Consider the following 20,391-nt stretch of genomic DNA (forward strand, 5'->3'; position numbering starts at 1 on the left):
ATTCTTCAGCAGTGTTCGGGGGCGGCTTGCCGTTTCGGCATCGTTCGTGGTGGGCGTCGTGCCTCAACTGATGCGGAGGATCTTCGCGCCGACCGCGGACAGCTTGTTTTCCATGCGGTCGTAGCCACGATCCAGGTGGTAGATGCGGTCGATCACCGTCTCGCCATCCGCCACCAGACCCGCGATCACGAGACTGGCCGACGCGCGCAGGTCGGTGGCCATCACGCTGGCGCCGGACAGTCGCGGCACACCGGTCACCACGGCCGTATTGCCTTCGGCGGTGATGTTGGCGCCCAGGCGGTTCAGTTCCTGCACGTGCATGAAGCGGTTCTCGAAGATCGTCTCCGTGATACGCGCGGTACCCTCGGCCACGGCATTGAGCGCCATGAATTGCGCCTGCATGTCGGTCGGGAACGCCGGGTATTCGGAGGTGCGGAAGCTCACGGCCTGCGCGCGCTGAGACATGGCCAGACGAATCCAGTCATCACCGGTTTCCACGGTAGCGCCGGCTTCGCGCAGCTTGATCAGCACGGCGTCGAGAATCATCGGCGGGATGCCGCGCAGCACGATGTCGCCAAGCGTGGCCGCTGCGGCGCACAGGAACGTGCCCGCCTCGATGCGGTCGGCCACTACCTTGTGCTCGGCGCCGTGCAGGCGATCCACGCCCTGCACCACCAGGCGGTCGGTACCGATGCCCTCGATCTTGGCGCCCATCTTCACCAGCAGTTCGGCCAGATCGGTGACCTCGGGCTCGCGCGCGGCGTTTTCAAGCACGGTCTCGCCTTCGGCCAGCGTGGCCGCCATCAGCAGGTTCTCGGTGCCGGTCACGGTGATCATGTCCGTGACCACGCGAGCGCCCTTCAGACGATTGGCGCGGGCATGGATGAAACCGTGCTCGATGGTGATCTCGGCGCCCATCGCTTGCAGGCCCTTGATGTGCTGGTCCACCGGACGCGCGCCAATGCCGCAACCACCGGGCAGCGATACACGTGCCTCGCCAAAGCGCGCCACCAGCGGCCCGAGCACGAGAATCGACGCGCGCATCGTCTTCACGAGGTCGTACGACGCTTCGGGCGAGTTGATGTCGGCACCCTGCAACGTGGCGACGCCGTCGACCATTTCGGCCTTCATGCCCATTTGGCGCAGCAGCTTGAGCATGGTGCGCGTGTCCTGCAGGTCGGGAACGTTGCCGATGGTCACCGTATCGGCGGTCAGCAGGCCGGCGCACAGGATCGGCAGCGCAGCGTTCTTGGCGCCCGAGATGCGGATTTCGCCCTTGAGCGGCCCATTGCCCTGGATCTGGAATTTGTCCATGTTCTGTCAGTAGTCCCAGCCGGGCACACGCCCAGCCGGCAAAGTTGTTCTGTGGTGCGGAACGCCGCTTACTTGCTGCCGGCCTGCCATTCGGCGGGGGTCAGCGTCTTCATCGACAGCGCGTGGATCTCCGCGCGCATCCGCTCTCCCAGCGCCGCGTACACACGCTGGTGCCGCTGGATCAGGCGTTTGCCATCGAACTCCGCGCTCACGATCGTCGCGAAGAAGTGCTGGCCGTCGCCGTCCACTTCCAGATGTTCGCAGGGCAATCCTTGGGCAATGTAATCCCTGACTTGTTCCGGTGTTGGCAGCATGTCTATCTCTGGTTGAATCCGTTAGGGCGGCACATCAGTACCGTAGCTTGTATCCGTTGCGCAGCAGCCGCAGCGCCAGCGCCGCCAGCACCACGAAGGCCACGACCACGACGGCCAGGCTCTGCAGCGGCGGCACGTCCGACACGCCGAAGAAGCCATAGCGGAAGCCGTCGATCATGTAGAAGAACGGGTTCGCGTGGGACACAGCCTGCCAGAACGCCGGCAGCGAATGTATGGAATAGAAGACGCCGGACAGGAACGTCGCCGGCATGATCAGGAAGTTCTGGAACGCGGCCAGCTGGTCGAATTTTTCGGCCCAGATGCCGGCGATCAGGCCCAGCGTGCCGAGAATGCCCGCGCCCATCAGGCCGAACACCAGGATCCAGCCGATATGGGCGAAATGCAGGTTGGCGAACCAGGCGGTCACCAGCAGCACGCCCAGGCCGACGCAGAGACCACGGATGATCGACGCTACCACGTAGGCGCCAAACATTTCCCAGTGCGACAGCGGCGGCAGCAGGATGAACACCAGGTTGCCCGTGATCTTTGACTGGATCAGCGACGACGAGCTATTCGCGAACGCATTCTGCAGCACGCTCATCATTACCAGGCCCGGCACCAGGAACGCGGTATAGCTGATCTGGTCGTAGACGCGCACGCGGTCTTCCAGCACGTGACCGAAGATCAACAGGTACAGCACGGCGGTCAGGACCGGCGCGGCCACGGTCTGGAAGGACACCTTCCAGAAGCGCAGCACCTCCTTGTAGAGCAACGTGCGGAAGCCGATCAGGCCACCCACGGCCATCGACTCCAGGCGCTGCTGCTCGGCAACGTCGATTTCAGCCGGGTTCTTCATGCCGCAGCCTCCATCGCGGTATTGGGCAGGGCGCCCGGCATCTGGCCTTCGCGGCGCATGATCTGGACGAACACGTCCTCGAGGTCGGCCTTGCTGATTTCCATGTCTTCGATCTCGCAACCGGCTTCCCGCAGCGCAGCCAGAATCGGCTCCACGGCTTCGTATCCGGACAGGCGCAGGCGATGCGCGCGCTCCCCCGGGTTGGACGGCGTGCGCAGCGCTTCCAGCGCCGGCGGCAGCGTGCCCCGTGACAGCGTGAGCACCAGTTGCAGCCCGGCAAACTGGGTCAGCAGGTTGCTGGTGCGGTCCAGCGCCACCACTTCCCCGAACTTGAGCATGGCGATGCGATCGCACAGCGCCTCGGCTTCTTCCAGGTAGTGGGTGGTCAGGATGATCGTGTGGCCCTCGCGGTTCAGGCGCGAGATGAATTTCCAGAGCGTCTGGCGCAGTTCCACGTCCACGCCGGCGGTCGGCTCGTCCAGCACGATCACGGGCGGCCGGTGCACCAGCGCCTGCGCCACCAGCACGCGGCGCTTCATGCCGCCCGAGAGCTGGCGCATGTTGCTGTCCGCCTTGTTCGTGAGATCGAGGTTGGCCATGATCTCGTCGATCCAGTCGTCGTTGCGCGTCAGCCCGAAGTAGCCCGATTGCAGGCGCAGGGTCTCGCGCACCGTGAAGAACGGGTCGAAGACCAGTTCCTGCGGCACCACGCCCAGCATGCGGCGCGCCATGCGGTAGTCGTCCACGACGTCGTGGCCAAGCACGCTGACGCGTCCCGAATTGGCGCGGTTCAGGCCCGCGAGGATCGAGATCAGCGTGGTCTTGCCCGCGCCGTTGGGCCCGAGCAGGCCGAAAAACTCGCCGCGCTCGACGCTGAAACTGACCCCCTTGAGCGCCTGCAGATTGCGGTAGCGCTTGCGGACATCGGTAATTTCGATGGCTTTCATGGCCGAATGTCTTGTGACTGGGCCGCTTTGCGGCCGGCCTATCTTGAGTTGGGGAACGCCCTTGAGGTTAGCCGCGCAGCACCTGGGGGAATCGTGTCAGGACACTTGGGGACGACTTGGGGACGAACAACCCGGAATTATAGGGGATGCAGGGGAAACCCCGCTTTGCTCGACGCGACGCCGACCCTCGGCCGGACGCCGTGGCATCGCATGGCTACGCGCGAAAGCTGCTGGCGCGCGGCAACGGATGCCGGTTCAATGTCGGTGGTGATGGTCCGCGTGATCGGCGGCCGAGGCGAGACCCAGCAGGCCATCGACGCCATAGAGACTGGCCAGCGACCGCAACTGGGCGGGCACGCCGCTCAATGCCAGGGTCTGCCCGCGCCGCGACGCGACACGTTGCCAGGCCAGCAGCACGGCAACGGCAGCCGAATCGACCTGCTGCAGCGCGCTGCAGTCGACCGTCACTTCGCCCTGCGTCACGCGCGACAGCCCGTCACGCAGCACAGTGGCGGCGTTGCGGTTGGTCAGCGAATTGCCAAGGGCAGGCATGAAAGGTCGTGGAATCAGGGAGATGGAAATGAAACGCTCCCGCTCAGTGGTTGCAGGCGGGAGCGAACGGTCATTGTAGACCAGATCGTTGCGACGTGGTGCGCCGCAACGAAATCCGGATCAGCCCTTGGCGCTGGCCAACTGGCGGTTGCGGTCCTGCAGCGTCTTGATGATGCCGTCGACGCCCTGCTGGTTGGCGATCGTGTTGAAGCTGCCCTTGTAGGCCTCGGTCAGCCAGGCGCCCAGCACGTTGATGTCGTAGACCTTCCAGCCTTGCGCGGTCTTCTCGAGACGGTAGTCGAGCTGGATCGGCTCGCCCTTGTTGATCACCTGGGTGCGGATCGTGGCATCGGTGTCCTCAGGCGCGCCGCGGTACGGACGGAACTGGACCTGCTGGTCGCGAATCTGCGCGATGGCGCCCGCGTACGTGCGGATCAGCAGCGTCTTGAACTCGTCGGTGATGACCTTCTGCTGCTCGGGCGACGCCTTCGACCAGTTACGGCCCATCGCGATCTGCGTGGTCTTGGTGAAATTGGCGTTCGGCAGGATCTTCTGCTCCACCAGCGCCGAGATCTTGCCAATGTTGCCGGCCTGCATGTCCTTGTCCGCGCGCACGCTGGTCATCACGTCGTTGACCACGGACTTGACCAGGCCGTCAGGGGTAGACGTGTCCGCCGCCTGCTGGGCGTGCGCGGCACCGGCGAAGGCGAAAACGGTGAGGAAGGGAAGCAGCAGTCGCTTGATCATCGTGAATATCCTTTCGATTCTGGTCCGGCCTGGACGCTGCCGGGTACCGGAACCATTGAAACACAGGCGTTGGGCAAGCGCGGGGCGCGAAATGTTCCAAACACCACATTCAAACACTTTGTTGCAGGGCTCACAGCGTGCTCACAGGCGACACAGGTCGTTGTCAGCACTGGCCTGGCGGGGCAATCAACCCGCCTTCGGACTTGCTGGGGTTGTGGGCGTGGCAGGCGCCGGTGCGGATGGCTGCGCGGGCGCGCTGTTGTCGTCCTGCTTTTCGTCCGGCGCGCCCCCATCCTTGTCCGGCACCTCACCGTCGTGAATCAGGTAGTTGCGCCGCTGCAGGTATGAATCGCGCAGGAACGAATAACGGTCCAGCGCCGCCGCCTCGATCAGGCTCGACGCGCCAAGCAATTGCGCGCGCGTGTCGATCACGCGGACGGTTTGCAGGCCCAGGCCGGCGTACCAGGGCGAGATATAGGTGGTCGGGTCCGAGAAGCGGTCCACGATCATGCCTGCGGTATCCCGCACGCTGCTCGGCCCGAAAAGCGGCAGCACCAGGTACGGCCCCGCAGGCACACCCCACACGCCCATGGTCTGGCCGAAGTCTTCCTTGTACTTCGGCAGGCCGGCCGGCGTGGCGATATCGATCAGGCCCCCGATGCCGAGCACACTGTTGATCGCCACGCGCATCGTGTCCTCTGCCGCGCGCGACGGCTTGCCCTGCAGCAGATTGTTCGCCGCGGAGTAGACGTCACTGACGTTCGAGAAGAAATTGCCGACCGCAATCTGCACCGGCGTCGGTGTGTAGTCCGAATAAACCGTGGCCACCGGTTTCAGCGCATAGGTGTCGAGCTTGTCGTTGAACGTGCTGACGCCGCGGTTGAACGGCTCGAGCGGATCCGCGGGATTCGCGTTCGGGCCCGTTGCGCAACCCGCCAGGGCAAGCGCCGCCAGCGATGCAACGGCCAGGCGCTGCAAGACCATCATTTGCCGCTCCCGCCAGTACCGGGCGCTGCAGGCAGCGCCGCGGCGCCCGAGCCTGACGACGTCGATCCGCCACCGGCGCCGGCATCGGCCGCCTTGTTGTAGAGGAACTGGCCGATCAGGTTTTCAAGCACCACCGCCGACTGGGTCATCGTGATCTTGCCACCCTGCGCCAGCATCGCCGTGTCGCCACCGGCCTCGAGGCCGATGTACTGCTCGCCAAGCAGGCCCGACGTCAGGATCTTGGCCGACGTGTCCTTCGGAAACTGGTAGCGCTTGTCGAGGTTCAGCTCCACCGTGGCCATGTAGTTCTTGTCGTCGAGGCGGATGGATGCGACGCGGCCAACCACCACCCCCGCGCTCTTGATCGGCGCGCGCGGCTTCAGTCCGCCGATGTTGTCGAACTGCGCGGTAACCGTGTAGGTCTCCTGGAACGAGAAGCTGCTCATGTTGCCGGCCTTGAGCGCCAGGAACAGCAGCGCGGCAAAGCCCAGTACCACGAACACCCCTACCCAGTAATCGAGCGTAGTCTTCTTCATGCGATTCTCTTTCTCATGCGATCGGTGCGGCTGGCCTAGCTGAACATCAGCGCGGTCAGCAGGAAATCCAGTCCCAGCACGGCCAGCGAGGCCAGTACTACGGTACGCGTGGTGGCGCGCGATACGCCCTCCGGGGTCGGCTTGGCTTCGAAACCTTGATACAGCGCGATGAACGTCACGGTGATACCGAAAATAAAGCTCTTGATCACGCCGTTGAGCACGTCCGCGCGCACATCGACGCCGTTCTGCATCTGCGACCAGAATGCGCCGGCGTCCACACCAATCAGTTGCACGCCGACCAGGTAGCCACCCAGGACACCCAGGGCGCTGAAGATCGTGGCCAGCACTGGCATGGCGATCACGCCGGCCCAGAAACGCGGGGCGATCACGCGCTGCAGCGGGTTCACGGCCATCATCTCCATGGCGCTGAGTTGCTCGCCGGCCTTCATCAGGCCGATTTCGGCCGTCAGCGACGTGCCAGCGCGGCCAGCGAACAGCAGCGCCGCCACCACCGGGCCCAGCTCGCGCACCAGCGACAGGGCTACCAGAAGGCCCAGCGCCTGCTCCGAACCGAAGCGGTTCAGCGTGTAGTAGCCCTGCAGACCCAGCACAAACCCGACGAACAAGCCCGACACCGCGATGATCACGAGCGAAAGGTTGCCGACGAAGAACACCTGGTCGGTCACCAGCCGGAAGCGGCGCAACAGCGCGGGCGAAAGCGCCAGCATCGTCAGGAACATGCGCGAGGCATGACCCAGGCCGCCGACGAACTGGCGTACCGTCGAGCCAATCGAGGTAAAGAAGCCGTTCACTTCGCGCCTCCTACGCCGAAATCATCGGCCAGTGCCGGACCGGCATAGTGGAACGGCACTGGACCGTCCACCTCGGCGTGAACGAACTGGCGCACGAATGGATCATCCGAGCCGCGCATCGCCTCGGGCGTGCCTTCCGCCGCGATACGGCCGTTGGCGATGAAATAAACGTAATCGGCGATCAGGAATGTCTCGTTCACGTCATGCGAGACGATGATCGTGGTCGCGCCGAGCGCGTCGTTGAGATTCCGGATCAGGCTTGCGGTCAGGCCGAGCGAGATCGGGTCGAGGCCGGCGAACGGCTCGTCGTACATCAGTAGCGCGGGGTCCAGCGCTATGGCGCGGGCTAGCGCCACGCGTCGCGCCATGCCGCCCGAAATCTGCGCGGGCATGAGGTCGCGTGCGCCGCGCAGCCCCACTGCGTTGAGCTTCATCAGCACCAGATCCCGGATCATCGACTCCGGCAGATCGGTGTGTTCGCGCAGCGGAAATGCAACGTTGTCGAATACCGACAAGTCAGTGAACAGCGCGCCAAACTGGAACAACATTCCCATCTGTCGCCGGACCGCATACAGGCCCTTCTGGTCCATGGCGTCGATGTCGGCACCGTTGAAAGTGACGCTGCCGCGCTGCGGGCGCACCATGCCGCCGATGAGGCGCATGACCGTGGTCTTGCCACAGCCGGAGCCACCCATGACGGCCACCACCTTCCCGCGCGGAAAGCGCATGGAAAGGCCGGAAAGGATGGGCTTGTCGCCAGCCGCGTATGCAAAATCGACATCCGCGAGTTCGACAACATTCGGGCCAGCAAATACTTGGCCAGAAGGGTTCGGCACAGTAGCGGTCACATTGTCACCGTTTTTGGACAGTCCGCCATTATAAGGGCTAGTACCTACCCAGCGCCGGTTCCAAATGGTGACCGCACTGTTCCGGAAACGATAACAATCGTTAAGAGAAGTATCTTCGCTGGGCAGAAGACATTTCAGGGATCGCCGTGTTGCCCTGTCTGGCGCAGAATGGCCTGCCACTGGGTCGATTCGGAGCGGATGGCCGTGGCGAATGCCTCAGGTGAGTCCTGCATCGGCGTGAGGCCCGCGGCAAGCATCCGGGCACGCACTTCGCGCTCTTCGGTGACGTTGTCGAGTTCGTTCGCCAGCCTGGCCACAATCGCCCGCGGCGTCTTCGCCGGCACCATCACGCCATACCACGCGGCGGCGGCATAGCCTTCGATGCCAGACTCCTGCAGCGTTGGCACCTGCGGCGCAAGAGGCGAACGCGCCACACCGGTCACGGCGATCATGCGCAGCGCACCCGAGCGGATGTGTTGCTGGATCGATACGTACGAGCAAAAGCAGGCACTGATGCGACCGGCCAGCATTTCCTGCACGACTGCACTCTCGCCCTTGGCCGTCACCAGCGGGACCGCATTCGGGAGCCCCCGCACGGCGTACTCGGCATACAGGTGAGATGGACTGCCGGGCTGGCCGTAGCCATAGCTGTAGGAGCCCGGATTCGAGCGTACCGCGGTGGCCCACTGCTGGGGCGTCTGCATGGGCAGGCGACCGTCGATGACCAGGAACAGCGGCATTGTCGCCACACGGCCCACCGGCACGAAGTCTCGAATGACATCGTATGGCACAGGCTCCAGACCAGGCTGGATCAGCATGTTGGCCTGATGGAACAGCAACGTGTGACCATCGGAGCTTGCCTTCGCCACCACGTCGCCAGCCATGGTGCCCGAGGCTCCGGGACGATTGTCGACCTCGATCGGCACGCCGAGCCGAGCCGACAGCCGCTCGGCCAGCAGCCGCGCGACGGCGTCGGACACACCGCCCGCAGGAAACGGAACGATCATCCTGATAGGACGAGCCGGAAATGACACCGGACGACTCATCTCCGAACGACCGGCGCTGGGAATGCTTGCCAGCTGCGCGATGACGGGCGGTTGCGCGAGCGCCGTCGCCGTGCTCGCGGCACAGGCAACCAGGCCCCACGATATGGCGCTCCGCGGCCCGCACCGCAGAACTGCCAGGATGGCAGCAAGTTTTGGCAACTTCGCTATACCTCGCCAAAGTCGCTTCGATTTGCGCACTTCGGACATCAATTTCCTCCGGTCCGCCACACAGGGCGACGGCTCCAAATCGGCTGAAAGGGATTCGAGGCAGTTTCTTCGTTATCGTTTCGGGCCATTGTAGAGACATGCTCCCGGCCAGCACAGACCACGTAAACGCTGTCCGGGAGGACCCCAATGTGAGCCCATTTATAATCGCTGGATGTCTGAAATCGTCCTGCGGCCATTAGCGGTCGCCGACATGCCCGCCGTGCTCGCCGTCCAGGCGCAGTGCTACGGCGACATGTTGCTCGAATCCTCCAATGCCCTCGCCAGCCGGCTGGCGCTATCCCCCGACACCTGCTGGGCAGCCGCCCTGCCAGATGGCGCGCTGGCGGCGTACCTGTTCACACACCCCTGGCCCAAAGACGCGTTGCCGCCCCTCGATGGCGTGCTGGCGCGTGACTGGATGCCGGGGGCCGCGCTCACCTGGTTCGTGCATGACATGGCGGTGGCGCCGGTCGGCCGGGGAATGGGCCTGGCGCAACGGCTTTACGCGGCGGCCCGCGATGCCGCGCTGGCGGATGGCTTGCGGTCGTCGCGCCTGATCGCCGTGCAATCGGCGGCTGTGTGGTGGCGCAGGCTTGGGTACGCGGCGATCGCCGCTGACGAGTATGCGGAGAAGCTGGCTGACTACGGGGATGACGCCGTGTTGATGGGGTGTCGGCTTTAGAACGACCACCCCACTACTCTCGACCCAGCCACAAACAAAACCCCCCGCAAGTTCGCACTTGCGGGGGGTTTTGCTTTTGCTTTTGAACCCGACGCTACGGATCAGCGCGGCAGGGTCGAATGGCCCATCAGGAACGCGTCCACCGAACGGGCAGCCTGGCGGCCTTCGCGGATGGCCCACACCACGAGCGACTGACCACGGCGCACGTCACCAGCGGCGAACACCTTCGGCACGTTGGTGTAGTAAGCGCGATCGCCTTCGGTCGATGCCTTGGCGTTCTTGCGCGCATCCGTGTCGACACCGAACGCTTCGAGCATCGAGCCAACCGGGTTCGTGAAGCCCATGGCCAGCAGCACCAGGTCGGCCTGCAGCACGAACTCGCTGCCCGGCACTTCCTGCATCCTGCCGTCCTTCCATTCGACGCGGCAGGCCTTCAGTGCCTTGACCTTGCCGTTCTCGCCGACCAGTTCCTTGGTGGCCACCGACCAGTCACGCGAGCAGCCTTCGTCGTGCGACGACGACGTGCGCATCTTGATCGGCCAGTACGGCCACACCAGCGGCTTGTTCTCTTCTTCCGGCGGCTGCGGCAGCAGTTCGAATTGCGTCACCGAGGTGGCGCCGTGGCGGTTCGACGTGCCCACGCAGTCCGAACCCGTATCGCCACCACCGATCACGATAACGTGCTTGCCTTCGGCACGAATCTCGTTGACGCCATCGCCCGCCACTTCCTTGTTCTGCGGGATCAGGAACTCCAGCGCGTAGTGCACGCCGGCCAGATCGCGGCCCGGCACGGGCAGGTCGCGCGGCACTTCGGCGCCACCGGCCAGTACCACGGCGTCGAACTGCTCCATCAGCGCCTGAGCCGAGATCGTCTCGCGAGCGTAGTTCTTGATGCCAGCCGGCAGCGCGCCGTCGGTCACCATCACGCCAGCGCGGAAGGTCACGCCTTCGGCCTGCATCTGCTCGATGCGGCGGTCGATCAGGCTCTTCTCCATCTTGAAGTCGGGAATGCCGTAGCGGAGCAGGCCGCCGATGCGGTCATTCTTCTCGAACACGGTCACAGCGTGGCCGGCGCGCGCCAGTTGCTGGGCGGCCGCCATGCCGGCAGGGCCCGAACCCACGACAGCGACGGTCTTGCCGGTCTTGTGCGCAGGCACCTGCGGCTGAACCCAGCCCTCTTCCCAGGCCTTGTCGATGATCGCGTGCTCGATCGACTTGATGCCAACCGGCAGCTCGTTGATGCCGAGCGTGCAGGCAGCTTCGCACGGTGCCGGGCAGATGCGGCCCGTGAACTCGGGGAAGTTGTTGGTCTGGTGCAGGACTTCGATCGCCGACTTCCAGTCCTGGCGATACACGAGGTCGTTGAAGTCCGGAATGATGTTGTTGACCGGGCAGCCGTTGTTGCAGAACGGGATACCGCAGTCCATGCAGCGCGCACCCTGAATCTTCGCCTCGCTGTCCGACAGCGCGAACACGAATTCCTTGTAGTGCTTCACGCGCTTGACTACGGGTTCGTAGCCTTCGTTCTGGCGCGCAAATTCGAGAAAGCCAGTCGCCTTACCCATGTTGCATCCTTGGTCTTGCTTGGCGCGAGGCGGCAGGGCCGGCCTCGCGTGGGGTCAGTATCTTGTCGGCGCCGCGAACCTGGCCGCGGCGCCATCTCGTGGGGCTACCGATCAGGCGGCCACTGCCTCGCGATCGTTGTCGCGCGCGGCCTGTTCCTTCGCGTACATCTCGCCCAGCGCGCGCTTGTACTCGGTCGGGAAGACCTTGACGAACTTGCGGCGTGCGGTGGTCCAGTCCGCCAGCAGCGCCTTGGCGCGCTCCGAACCGGTGTAGCGGAAGTGCTGCTCGATCAGGTTGCGCAGGATGACTTCATCGGCCGTGCGCTCGCCACCGAACTTGTGCCACTGCGCCTTGGGCTGGCCCTTCTCCTGGTCGGCCGAAGCCAGCACCGCCTCGAGCGCCACCATCGACGTGTTGCAGCGCTTGTCGAACAGGCCATCCTCGTCGTAGACGTAGGCCACGCCACCGGACATGCCGGCCGCGAAGTTACGGCCCGTGCCACCCAGCACCACGACGGTACCGCCGGTCATGTACTCGCAACCGTGGTCGCCCGTGCCTTCCACGACAGCCGTGGCACCCGAGTTACGCACCGCGAAGCGCTCGCCGCCCACGCCATTGAAGAAGGCTTCGCCAGCGATGGCGCCGTACAGCACGGTGTTGCCGACGATGATGTTGCGGGTCGGATCGCCACGGAACTCGTGCGGAGCGCGCACGATCACGCGGCCGCCCGACAGGCCCTTGCCCACGTAGTCGTTGGCGTCACCCACCAGATCCATCGTGATGCCATGTGCCAGGAACGCGGCAAACGACTGGCCGGCGGTACCCTGGAACTGGATGTGGATCGTGTCGTCGGCCAGGCCTTCGTGGCCGTGCTGCTTGGCGATCACGCCGGACAGCATCGCGCCAACCGTACGGTTCACGTTCTTCACCGGCTGGATGAACGACACGCGTTCGCCCTTGTCGATGGCCGGACGCGCCTTGGCGATCAGCACATGGTCGAGCGCCTTGCCGGCTTCCGCCGACAGGCCGTGATCCTGCACGTCGGTGTGGTAGCGCGGCACGTCGGCCGGGAACGGCGGCTGGTAGAAGATGCGGCCGAAGTCCAGGCCACGTGCCTTCCAGTGTTCGATACCAGCGCGCATGTCGAGCAGGTCGGCGCGGCCGATCAGTTCGTCGAACGTGCGGATACCCAGTTGCGCCATGATCTCGCGTGCCTCTTCCGCAACGAAGAAGAAGAAGTTCACAACGTGCTCGGGCTTGCCCTGGAATTTCTTGCGCAGCGCCGGATCTTGCGTGGCCACGCCCACCGGGCAGGTGTTCAGGTGGCACTTGCGCATCATGATGCAGCCTTCGGCAACCAGCGGCGCGGTAGCAAAACCGAACTCGTCAGCGCCCAGCAGCGCGCCGATCACGACGTCGCGGCCGGTCTTCATCTGACCGTCGGCTTGCACGCGGATACGGTTGCGCAGGCCGTTCAGCATCAGCGTTTGCTGCGTCTCGGCCAGACCCAGTTCCCACGGCGTGCCAGCGTGCTTGATCGACGACAGCGGCGATGCGCCGGTGCCGCCGTCATGGCCGGCGATCACCACGTGATCGGCCTTGGCCTTGGCCACGCCAGCAGCCACGGTACCCACGCCCACTTCGGACACGAGCTTGACCGAGATGTCCGACACCGGGTTCACATTCTTCAGGTCGTGGATCAGCTGTGCCAGATCCTCGATCGAGTAGATGTCGTGGTGCGGCGGCGGCGAGATCAGACCCACGCCCGGCACCGAGTAACGCAGCTTGCCGATGTAGTCCGAGACCTTGTGGCCGGGCAACTGACCGCCTTCGCCGGGCTTGGCGCCCTGGGCCATCTTGATCTGGATCTGGTCGGCCGATGCCAGGTATTCGGCGGTCACGCCGAAACGGCCCGAGGCCACCTGCTTGATCTTCGAGCGCAGCGAATCGCCCGCCTTCAGTTCCAGGTCGCGCTCGATCACGCCATCGCCCAGCAGGCCCTTGAGCGTGTCGCCCTGCTTGATGGGGATGCCGCGCAGTTCGTTGCGATAGCGCTTCTCGTCCTCGCCGCCTTCGCCGGTGTTCGACTTGCCGCCGATGCGGTTCATCGCCACGGCCAGCGTCGTGTGGGCTTCAGTCGAGATCGAACCCAGCGACATGGCGCCGCTGGCGAAACGCTTGACGATGTCCTTGGCCGATTCCACTTCTTCCAGCGGAATGGCGCGGGCCGGATCGACCTTGAACTCGAACAGGCCACGCAGCGTCATGTGACGGCGGCTCTGGTCGTTGATGATGTTCGCGTATTCCTTGTACGTCTGGTACTGGCCCTTGCCATCGTCGGCGCGCACCGAGTGCTGCAGCTTGGCGATCGAGTCCGGAGTCCACATGTGTTCTTCACCGCGGATACGGAATGCGTATTCGCCGCCGGCTTCGAGCATGTTTTCCAGCACGGGGTTGCTGCCAAACGCGTCGCGATGCAGGCGCAGCGCTTCCTCAGCCACCTCGAAGATGCCGATGCCTTCGACGTTCGACGGCGTACCGTGGAAGTACTTCTGCACCAGTTCGCGCGACAGGCCGATGGCTTCGAAGATCTGGGCGCCCGTGTACGACATGTACGTGGAGATGCCCATCTTCGACATCACCTTGTGCAGGCCCTTGCCGATCGCCTTGACGAAGTTCTTGACAGCCTTTTCCGGCGACAGGTCACCCGACAGGCCCGAGGCCATGTCGGCCAGCGTTTCCATCGCCAGGTACGGGTGCACGGCTTCGGCGCCATAGCCGGCCAGCAGCGCGAAGTGGTGCACTTCGCGGGCCGAACCCGTTTCCACGACCAGGCCGGCCGACGTGCGCAGGCCCTTCTCGACCAGGTGATGGTGGATGGCCGACGTGGCCAGCAGCGCGGGAATGGCCACCTGCCCATCGTCCACGCGACGGTCCGTCACGATCAGGATGTTGTAGCCCGAACGCACCGCGTCCACGGCTTCCGCGCACAGCGACGCCAGGCGGGCCTCGATGCCTTCCTTGCCCCACGCCACCGGGTAGCAGATGTTCAGTTCGTACGAACGGAACTTGCCACCGGTGTAGTGCTCGATGTTGCGGATCTTGGCGATGTCCTTGAAGTCCAGCACGGGCTGGGACACTTCGAGGCGCATCGGCGGGTTGATGTTGTTCAGTTCCAGCAGGTTCGGCTTCGGACCGATGAACGACACCAGCGACATCACCATGTTCTCGCGGATCGGGTCGATCGGCGGGTTGGTCACCTGGGCGAACAGCTGCTTGAAGTAGTTGTAGAGCGTCTTGTTCTTCGACGACAGCACAGCCAGCGGCGAGTCATTGCCCATCGAGCCCGTGGCTTCCTCACCGGCCAGGGCCATCGGGGCCATCAGGAACTTGACGTCTTCCTGCGTGTAGCCGAACGCCTGCTGGCGGTCGAGCAGACGCGCCACCGGCTTCTTCTCGGCAGCTACATCCTCGGCCTTGGCCTCGAGCTCGTCGAGCTTGATGCGCACGGCGTCGATCCAGCTCTTGTACGGCTTGGCGTTGGCCAGGTTGTCCTTGAGTTCCTTGTCGTCGATGATGCGACCCTGCTCCATGTCGATCAGGAACATCTTGCCCGGCTGCAGACGCCACTTCTGGACGATGCGCGACTCGGGGAACGGCAGCACGCCGGCTTCCGACGCCAGCACGACGAAATCGTCTTCGGTCACGTAGAAGCGGGCCGGACGCAGACCGTTACGGTCCAGCGTCGCGCCGATCTGCCGACCGTCGGTGAAGCAGATCGCCGCCGGGCCGTCCCACGGCTCCATCATCGCGGCGTGGTACTCGTAGAAGGCACGACGGTTGTCGTCCATCAGCGTGTGCTGTTCCCAAGCTTCCGGGATCATCATCATCATCGCGTGGACGAGCGGGTAACCGGCCATTGTCAGCAGTTCGAGGCAGTTGTCGAACGATGCCGTATCCGATTGACCCGGGTAGATCAGCGGCCAGAGCTTGGGCAGGTCGTCGCCGAGCACCGGCGACGAGATCGCGCCGGTACGGGCGTTCACCCAGTTCACGTTGCCCTTCACCGTGTTGATTTCGCCGTTGTGGGCGACCATGCGGTACGGGTGGGCCAGTTCCCAGGCCGGGAACGTATTGGTCGAGAAGCGCTGGTGGACCAGGGCCAGGGCCGACACGGCGCGGGCGTCCAGCAGATCCAGGTAGTACTCGCCCACCTGGTTGGCCAGCAGCAGACCCTTGTACACGACGGTACGGGCCGACATCGACGGCACGAAGTATTCCTTGCCGTGCTTGAGCTTGAGGGCCTGGATGGCGTGGCTGGCGGTCTTGCGGATGACGTAGAGCTTACGTTCCAGCGCGTCCGTGGTCATGATGTCGCGGCCACGACCGATGAAGATCTGGCGGATCACCGGCTCGGTCTTGCGCACGGTCGGGGACATCGGCATGTTCGCGTCCACCGGCACATCACGCCAACCCAGCACGACCTGGCCTTCCAGGCGCACGGTGCGTTCGAGTTCCTGCTCGCAGGCCAGGCGCGAAGCGTGTTCCTTAGGCAGGAAGATCATGCCCACGCCGTATTCGCCGGCGGGCGGCAGGGTCACGCCCTGCTTGGCCATTTCCTCGCGGTAGAACTGATCCGGGATCTGGATCAGGATACCGGCGCCATCGCCCATCAGCGCGTCGGCGCCCACGGCACCGCGGTGGTCCAGGTTCTCGAGGATCTTCAGACCCTGCGAGATGATTTCGTGGGATTTCTTGCCCTTGATGTGAGCCACCATGCCGACGCCGCAGGCATCGTGCTCGTTGGACGGGTCATACAGGCCCTGAGCCTGCGGGCGGGCGGCGATTTCGGAGGATTGTTGCGAGTGGTCCACGGGCTGAATTCCGGTGAAGGCTGCGCAGCCAGCAAGGCAGACCGAACGGGATGGCTGTGTACGTGCTTCTTCGAGCAACGATGTCAGACAGCGGGACCGCAGCGGCGTACACGAGCGTGACGCGCCGCACAATGACTGTGGGTGGAGCAACTATAAAAGAATCGTCCGAGCCCTTGCAAAAAAATTAAATGGGGTCAGAACACATTAAATTTCTCACCATCTCGGCGCACAATTTAATTGGGGACACATTATTTATGGCGCACAAATGCATCATGTTGGTGCACTGTCAAAATCCTCTGTATCGCCTGTGCGCTCGCTCTCGGATTCGGTGGATTTTCGGGGACGTCCTTTCGGCAGCGGATGAATGCGTCGCGTGGCATGGCGTTCGAGCTGCGCCAGGAAGGCATCGTCGCCTAACGGCCAGCCGCTGTGCGCATGTTTCTGCAACGTCGCCAGCGTCTTGCCGGACAACCCTTCCAGCGCCAGCGCGCGGTAATTGGACTGCCGCTCGAATGGCGTATTGCCAAGCTCCCAGTAAATAGAGTGATCACTCACAAGCGGGCTCGCCTCAATACCGATGTGATGGCGATAGCTACTCCAGCGATCCGCCTCCAATGTCGCTGCATCGCCCGCGCGCGTGGCGTTGGACTCCACGTAGATCATGGCCGGCAGCAGCCAAGCGCCTGGCTCGATCACGGCCGAGCGGAAGCGCCCTTCCCAAAGGGTGCCGGTACGGCTGGCCGCACGGTTGAAATGGCGCGCGTAGCGACGTCCGACAGCCTGCATCGTCAGGCTCAGCGAGTCAGCGCCCTTGGGCGTGGCAACCAGGTGAATATGGTTCGGACGCAGAACGTAGGCGTGGACTGCGACGTCATGCTCGCGCGCGGCCATGCGCAGGCAGTCGAGGTAATGCAGATAGTCGTCCGGACCCAGAAACACAGGCTGACGATTGTTGCCGCGTTGCAACACGAGGGCCGGCAGGCCGGCGGGAGAGAAGCGGGGAAGACGAGCCATCGAACATCCTGCTGAAACGATGGCGCAATGATACGCGGATCTGTCCCCGTTTATTGGTGGGCGCTAATTGCCCACCCGCTGCCTGCCTAGTTGCTCTCGCTGACGGCGAAAATCCGCCGGTGCTCGCGGATGGCGTACCGGTCAGTCATGCCCGCGATGTAATGCGCGATCAGGCGCGGCTGGTCCGCCCCGTGGCCTGCCTGATATTGCGGCGGCAACAGGCGGGAATCCTGCATAAAGGCCGTGAACAGGTCCGAGATGATCCGCTGGGCCTTGGCCGACATCCGCATCACCAGATAGTGGCGATACAGGTGGCGGAACAGGAAGCGCTTGAGGGCTGCGGCTTCCTCATGCACCTTGGGACTAAAGGACACCAGCGGGCCAGCGGCGCGCACCGCATCGATCGACTTTGGATTGGCGGTGGCAATGTTGCGACTGGTGGTCTCGATCAGGTCGACGATCAGCGTATTGATCATGCGCCGAACGGTCTCGTTGATTGCCCGGCGCCCATTGATCTCCGGGAACGCCTCGGCCACTTCGGCACGGTGGCGACCCCACATGGGCACCTCGTCGAGCTGCTCCAGGGTCAGCAACCCCGATCGCAGGCCATCGTCGATATCGTGATTGTTGTAGGCGATCTCATCGGCCAGGTTGGCCAGTTGGGCCTCGAGCGACGGCTGCGTGCCCTGCAGGAAGCGGCGTCCCAGCTCGCCGAGCCCCGCCGCGTTGACACGCGAGCAGTGCTTGAGAATCCCTTCGCGCGTCTCGAAGGTCAGGTTCAGGCCATTGAAGCCGCCGTAGCGCTCTTCCAGTTCGTCCACCACCAGCAGGCTTTGCAGGTTGTGCTCGAATCCGCCGTGGTTCTTCATGCAGCCATTCAGCGCGTCCTGCCCGGCATGGCCGAACGGTGTGTGGCCGAGATCGTGGGCCAGCGAGATCGCCTCGACCAGATCCTCGTTGAGGCGCAGGTTGCGCGCGATCGACCGCGCGATCTGCGCGACTTCCAGGCTATGGGTCAGCCGCGTCCGGAACAGATCGCCCTCATGATTCACGAAGACCTGGGTCTTGTACTCGAGCCGCCGGAACGCGGTACTGTGGATCACACGGTCGCGGTCGCGCTGGAACTCGCTGCGGGAGGACGAGGCCGGCTCCGCGTGTACCCGTCCGCGCGTCTGCGCGGAGTGGGCGGCGTACGGAGCAAGGTGGGCTTCAAGATCGGTCGACAGGGCGGTCATGCGGCAATCCGTTATCCGTTACAGGGTCAGGGCTGCGAGGCATAACCGTTCGCTCAGGCGACCGGGGCCTCGGTGGGAGGTTTCAATACCGCGTGACGCAGCGTCTCGCGCAGGTCCGCGTCCGGCACGGTGGTAATGAAGGCGGAACCCAGCTTGCGCAGCAGGATGAACTTGATGCTGCCCGCTTCGGCCTTCTTGTCCACCTTCATCAACTCGATATAGCGATCAATACCCAGATCCGGCGCCACCACCGGCAACATCGCCGCCTGCGTCAGCGTGCGAATGCGGGCGCGCGTCTCGACGTCGATGAAGCCGAGCCGGTGCGAGAGGTCCGCGGCCATCACCATGCCACAGCCCACCGCCTCGCCATGCAGCCATTCGCCATAGCCCATGCCGGCTTCGATCGCGTGACCAAACGTATGGCCGAAATTGAGAATCGCGCGCAAGCCGCCTTCACGTTCGTCCTGGGCCACCACGGCAGCCTTGATCTCGCAGGAGCGGCGCACCGCTTCGGTCATCAGGCCGGTGTCGCAGGCGTTCAGCCCGGCGATATGGTCCTCGATCCAGGCGAAGTAGTCGGCATCGGCGATTGCCCCATGCTTGATGACCTCGGCCATGCCTGCCGCCAGTTCGCGCGGGGGCAACGTGCGCAGCGTGTCGATGTCGGCGATCACCGCGTTGGGCTGGTGGAACGCGCCGATCATGTTCTTGCCGAGCGGATGATTGATGCCGGTCTTGCCGCCCACCGACGAGTCGACTTGCGACAGCAACGTGGTCGGCATCTGCACGAACGGCACGCCGCGCATGTAGCAGGCGGCGGCAAACCCGGTCATGTCTCCCACCACCCCGCCGCCCAGCGCGATCAGCGTGGTCTTGCGGTCGGCCCCTGCCTGGAGCAGCGCATCGAAAATCAGGTTCAGCGTTTCCCAGTGCTTGAAGCGCTCGCCGTCCGGCAGCACCACGGTGCGCACGGTCTTGCCAAGGCCGGCAAGCACGGCTTCGACGCGCGCCGCGTACAGCGGGCCCACGGTCTCGTTGGTGACAATGACGGCATGCTGGCCGCGCACATGCGGGGCCAGCAGGTCGGCGCGGTCCAGCAGGCCGCTGCCAATGTGGATCGGGTAACTACGCGTCCCGAGATCGACTTCAAGCGTGATCATGAGTGGGTGTCCTGCGCCGGCGGCCCGTCATCCTCGGCGGATTCGGGCACGATTTCCGCGGGCGGAAACACAAAACCGGCCATTTCAAGTTGCATAAGAACCATATTAGCAAGCTGCGCCACGGTCGGCTTGCCGGTTTCGATAATGAAGTCCGCCACCTCGCGATAGAGCGGATCGCGCTCGGCATAGAGTGCCTCGAGGCGGCCCTTCGGATCCCCCGTCTGCAGGAGCGGTCGGTTGCGGTCATGCCGCGTGCGCAGCCACAGATCGTGCGGGCTGGCGCGCAGATAGACCACGGTGCCATTGGCCTTCAGCGCTGCGCGGTTGACCTCGCGGAGCACCGCGCCGCCGCCCGTGGCCAGCACGATGCCACTGCGCCCGGTCAGCTCGGCAATCACCTGGGCCTCGCGATCACGGAACCCCGCTTCGCCCTCATGCTCGAAAATTATCGGGATTCGCACCCCGCAGCGCGCCTCAAGTTCATGATCGGAATCGAAGAACGGATAGTTGAGACGACGGGCCACGGTGCGGCCGACGGTGGTCTTGCCGGCGCCCATCAGGCCAACAAAGAAGATATTCGGGCGATTGGCTGTCACTGGACTGAGGTCTTGCACAATAAGGCGGCGGGCACCCGCGTCAGGCCGGGAACCCGCAAGGGGCGTGATGCATACGCCATTGTGCATCATCCCGCCGC

Annotated in this window: 18 protein-coding genes; 1 reads left to right on the forward strand and 17 read right to left on the reverse strand. The window is 64.3% G+C overall.

Features of this window, described 5'->3' with window-relative positions; all coding sequences use genetic code 11:
• Nucleotides 1-63: 63 nt before the first annotated feature.
• From murA to K6G35_RS14735, 11 genes are all read right to left on the reverse strand, one after another.
• Nucleotides 64-1,314 (reverse strand): UDP-N-acetylglucosamine 1-carboxyvinyltransferase, encoded by a 1,251-nt coding sequence (gene murA / locus K6G35_RS14685; protein WP_008643044.1) that lies wholly within the window; start codon nucleotides 1,312-1,314, stop codon nucleotides 64-66.
• Between the two features lie 68 nt (nucleotides 1,315-1,382).
• On the reverse strand, nucleotides 1,383-1,628 hold the full coding sequence (locus tag K6G35_RS14690; RefSeq protein ID WP_008643043.1) for a BolA family protein: 246 nt from the start codon (nucleotides 1,626-1,628) through the stop codon (nucleotides 1,383-1,385).
• A gap of 34 nt (nucleotides 1,629-1,662) precedes the next feature.
• A complete protein-coding gene (locus K6G35_RS14695; RefSeq protein WP_008643042.1) occupies nucleotides 1,663-2,484 on the reverse strand; it encodes an ABC transporter permease in 822 nt (273 codons plus the stop codon).
• A complete protein-coding gene (locus K6G35_RS14700) occupies nucleotides 2,481-3,431 on the reverse strand; it encodes an ABC transporter ATP-binding protein (RefSeq protein ID WP_008643041.1) in 951 nt (316 codons plus the stop codon). Before K6G35_RS14700 ends, K6G35_RS14695 begins: the two co-directional genes overlap by 4 nt.
• 255 nt (nucleotides 3,432-3,686) lie before the next feature.
• Nucleotides 3,687-3,983 carry an STAS domain-containing protein gene (locus K6G35_RS14705; protein WP_008643040.1) on the reverse strand — a complete coding sequence of 99 codons (297 nt, stop codon included), beginning with the start codon at nucleotides 3,981-3,983 and terminating at the stop codon, nucleotides 3,687-3,689.
• 120 nt (nucleotides 3,984-4,103) lie between these two features.
• Nucleotides 4,104-4,730 carry an MlaC/ttg2D family ABC transporter substrate-binding protein gene (locus K6G35_RS14710; protein ID WP_008643038.1) on the reverse strand — a complete coding sequence of 209 codons (627 nt, stop codon included), beginning with the start codon at nucleotides 4,728-4,730 and terminating at the stop codon, nucleotides 4,104-4,106.
• Between the two features lie 186 nt (nucleotides 4,731-4,916).
• Complete coding sequence (locus K6G35_RS14715) at nucleotides 4,917-5,717, reverse strand: MlaA family lipoprotein (protein ID WP_008643036.1); 801 nt, start codon at nucleotides 5,715-5,717, stop codon at nucleotides 4,917-4,919.
• Nucleotides 5,714-6,253 carry an outer membrane lipid asymmetry maintenance protein MlaD gene (gene mlaD, locus K6G35_RS14720; protein ID WP_008643034.1) on the reverse strand — a complete coding sequence of 180 codons (540 nt, stop codon included), beginning with the start codon at nucleotides 6,251-6,253 and terminating at the stop codon, nucleotides 5,714-5,716. Before mlaD ends, K6G35_RS14715 begins: the two co-directional genes overlap by 4 nt.
• Nucleotides 6,254-6,288: 35 nt before the next feature.
• The gene (gene mlaE / locus K6G35_RS14725; RefSeq protein ID WP_008643032.1) at nucleotides 6,289-7,065 is read right to left on the reverse strand and encodes a lipid asymmetry maintenance ABC transporter permease subunit MlaE; all 777 of its coding nucleotides are present in this window, start codon (nucleotides 7,063-7,065) and stop codon (nucleotides 6,289-6,291) included.
• Nucleotides 7,062-7,913, reverse strand: a complete 852-nt coding sequence (locus K6G35_RS14730; RefSeq protein ID WP_024570328.1) for an ABC transporter ATP-binding protein — start codon at nucleotides 7,911-7,913, stop codon at nucleotides 7,062-7,064. Before K6G35_RS14730 ends, mlaE begins: the two co-directional genes overlap by 4 nt.
• A 134-nt stretch (nucleotides 7,914-8,047) precedes the next feature.
• Nucleotides 8,048-9,166 (reverse strand): tripartite tricarboxylate transporter substrate binding protein, encoded by a 1,119-nt coding sequence (locus K6G35_RS14735; protein ID WP_495675883.1) that lies wholly within the window; start codon nucleotides 9,164-9,166, stop codon nucleotides 8,048-8,050.
• Between the two features lie 172 nt (nucleotides 9,167-9,338).
• Here K6G35_RS14735 and K6G35_RS14740 point away from each other — a divergent pair, with 172 nt between their 5' ends.
• Nucleotides 9,339-9,848, forward strand: a complete 510-nt coding sequence (locus K6G35_RS14740; protein ID WP_495675884.1) for a GNAT family N-acetyltransferase — start codon at nucleotides 9,339-9,341, stop codon at nucleotides 9,846-9,848.
• Nucleotides 9,849-9,949: 101 nt separating this feature from the next.
• On the opposite strand, the gene K6G35_RS14745 is transcribed toward K6G35_RS14740, so the two are convergent.
• The 6 genes from K6G35_RS14745 to K6G35_RS14770 form a co-directional block, all read right to left on the reverse strand.
• Nucleotides 9,950-11,413 carry a glutamate synthase subunit beta gene (locus tag K6G35_RS14745; RefSeq protein WP_008643022.1) on the reverse strand — a complete coding sequence of 488 codons (1,464 nt, stop codon included), beginning with the start codon at nucleotides 11,411-11,413 and terminating at the stop codon, nucleotides 9,950-9,952.
• 111 nt (nucleotides 11,414-11,524) lie between these two features.
• A complete protein-coding gene (locus K6G35_RS14750) occupies nucleotides 11,525-16,192 on the reverse strand; it encodes a glutamate synthase-related protein (protein ID WP_224446166.1) in 4,668 nt (1,555 codons plus the stop codon).
• 366 nt (nucleotides 16,193-16,558) lie between these two features.
• Nucleotides 16,559-17,302, reverse strand: a complete 744-nt coding sequence (locus K6G35_RS14755) for a transposase (RefSeq protein ID WP_008643018.1) — start codon at nucleotides 17,300-17,302, stop codon at nucleotides 16,559-16,561.
• Between the two features lie 86 nt (nucleotides 17,303-17,388).
• The gene (locus K6G35_RS14760) at nucleotides 17,389-18,537 is read right to left on the reverse strand and encodes a deoxyguanosinetriphosphate triphosphohydrolase (protein WP_008643017.1); all 1,149 of its coding nucleotides are present in this window, start codon (nucleotides 18,535-18,537) and stop codon (nucleotides 17,389-17,391) included.
• Between the two features lie 53 nt (nucleotides 18,538-18,590).
• Nucleotides 18,591-19,697, reverse strand: coding sequence for a 3-dehydroquinate synthase (gene aroB, locus K6G35_RS14765; protein WP_008643015.1), 1,107 nt, complete (start codon nucleotides 19,695-19,697; stop codon nucleotides 18,591-18,593).
• Nucleotides 19,694-20,293, reverse strand: coding sequence for a shikimate kinase (locus K6G35_RS14770; RefSeq protein ID WP_495676357.1), 600 nt, complete (start codon nucleotides 20,291-20,293; stop codon nucleotides 19,694-19,696). Before K6G35_RS14770 ends, aroB begins: the two co-directional genes overlap by 4 nt.
• Nucleotides 20,294-20,391: the final 98 nt, after the last annotated feature.

It is taken from the genome of Cupriavidus sp. HY129, assembly GCF_059492215.1.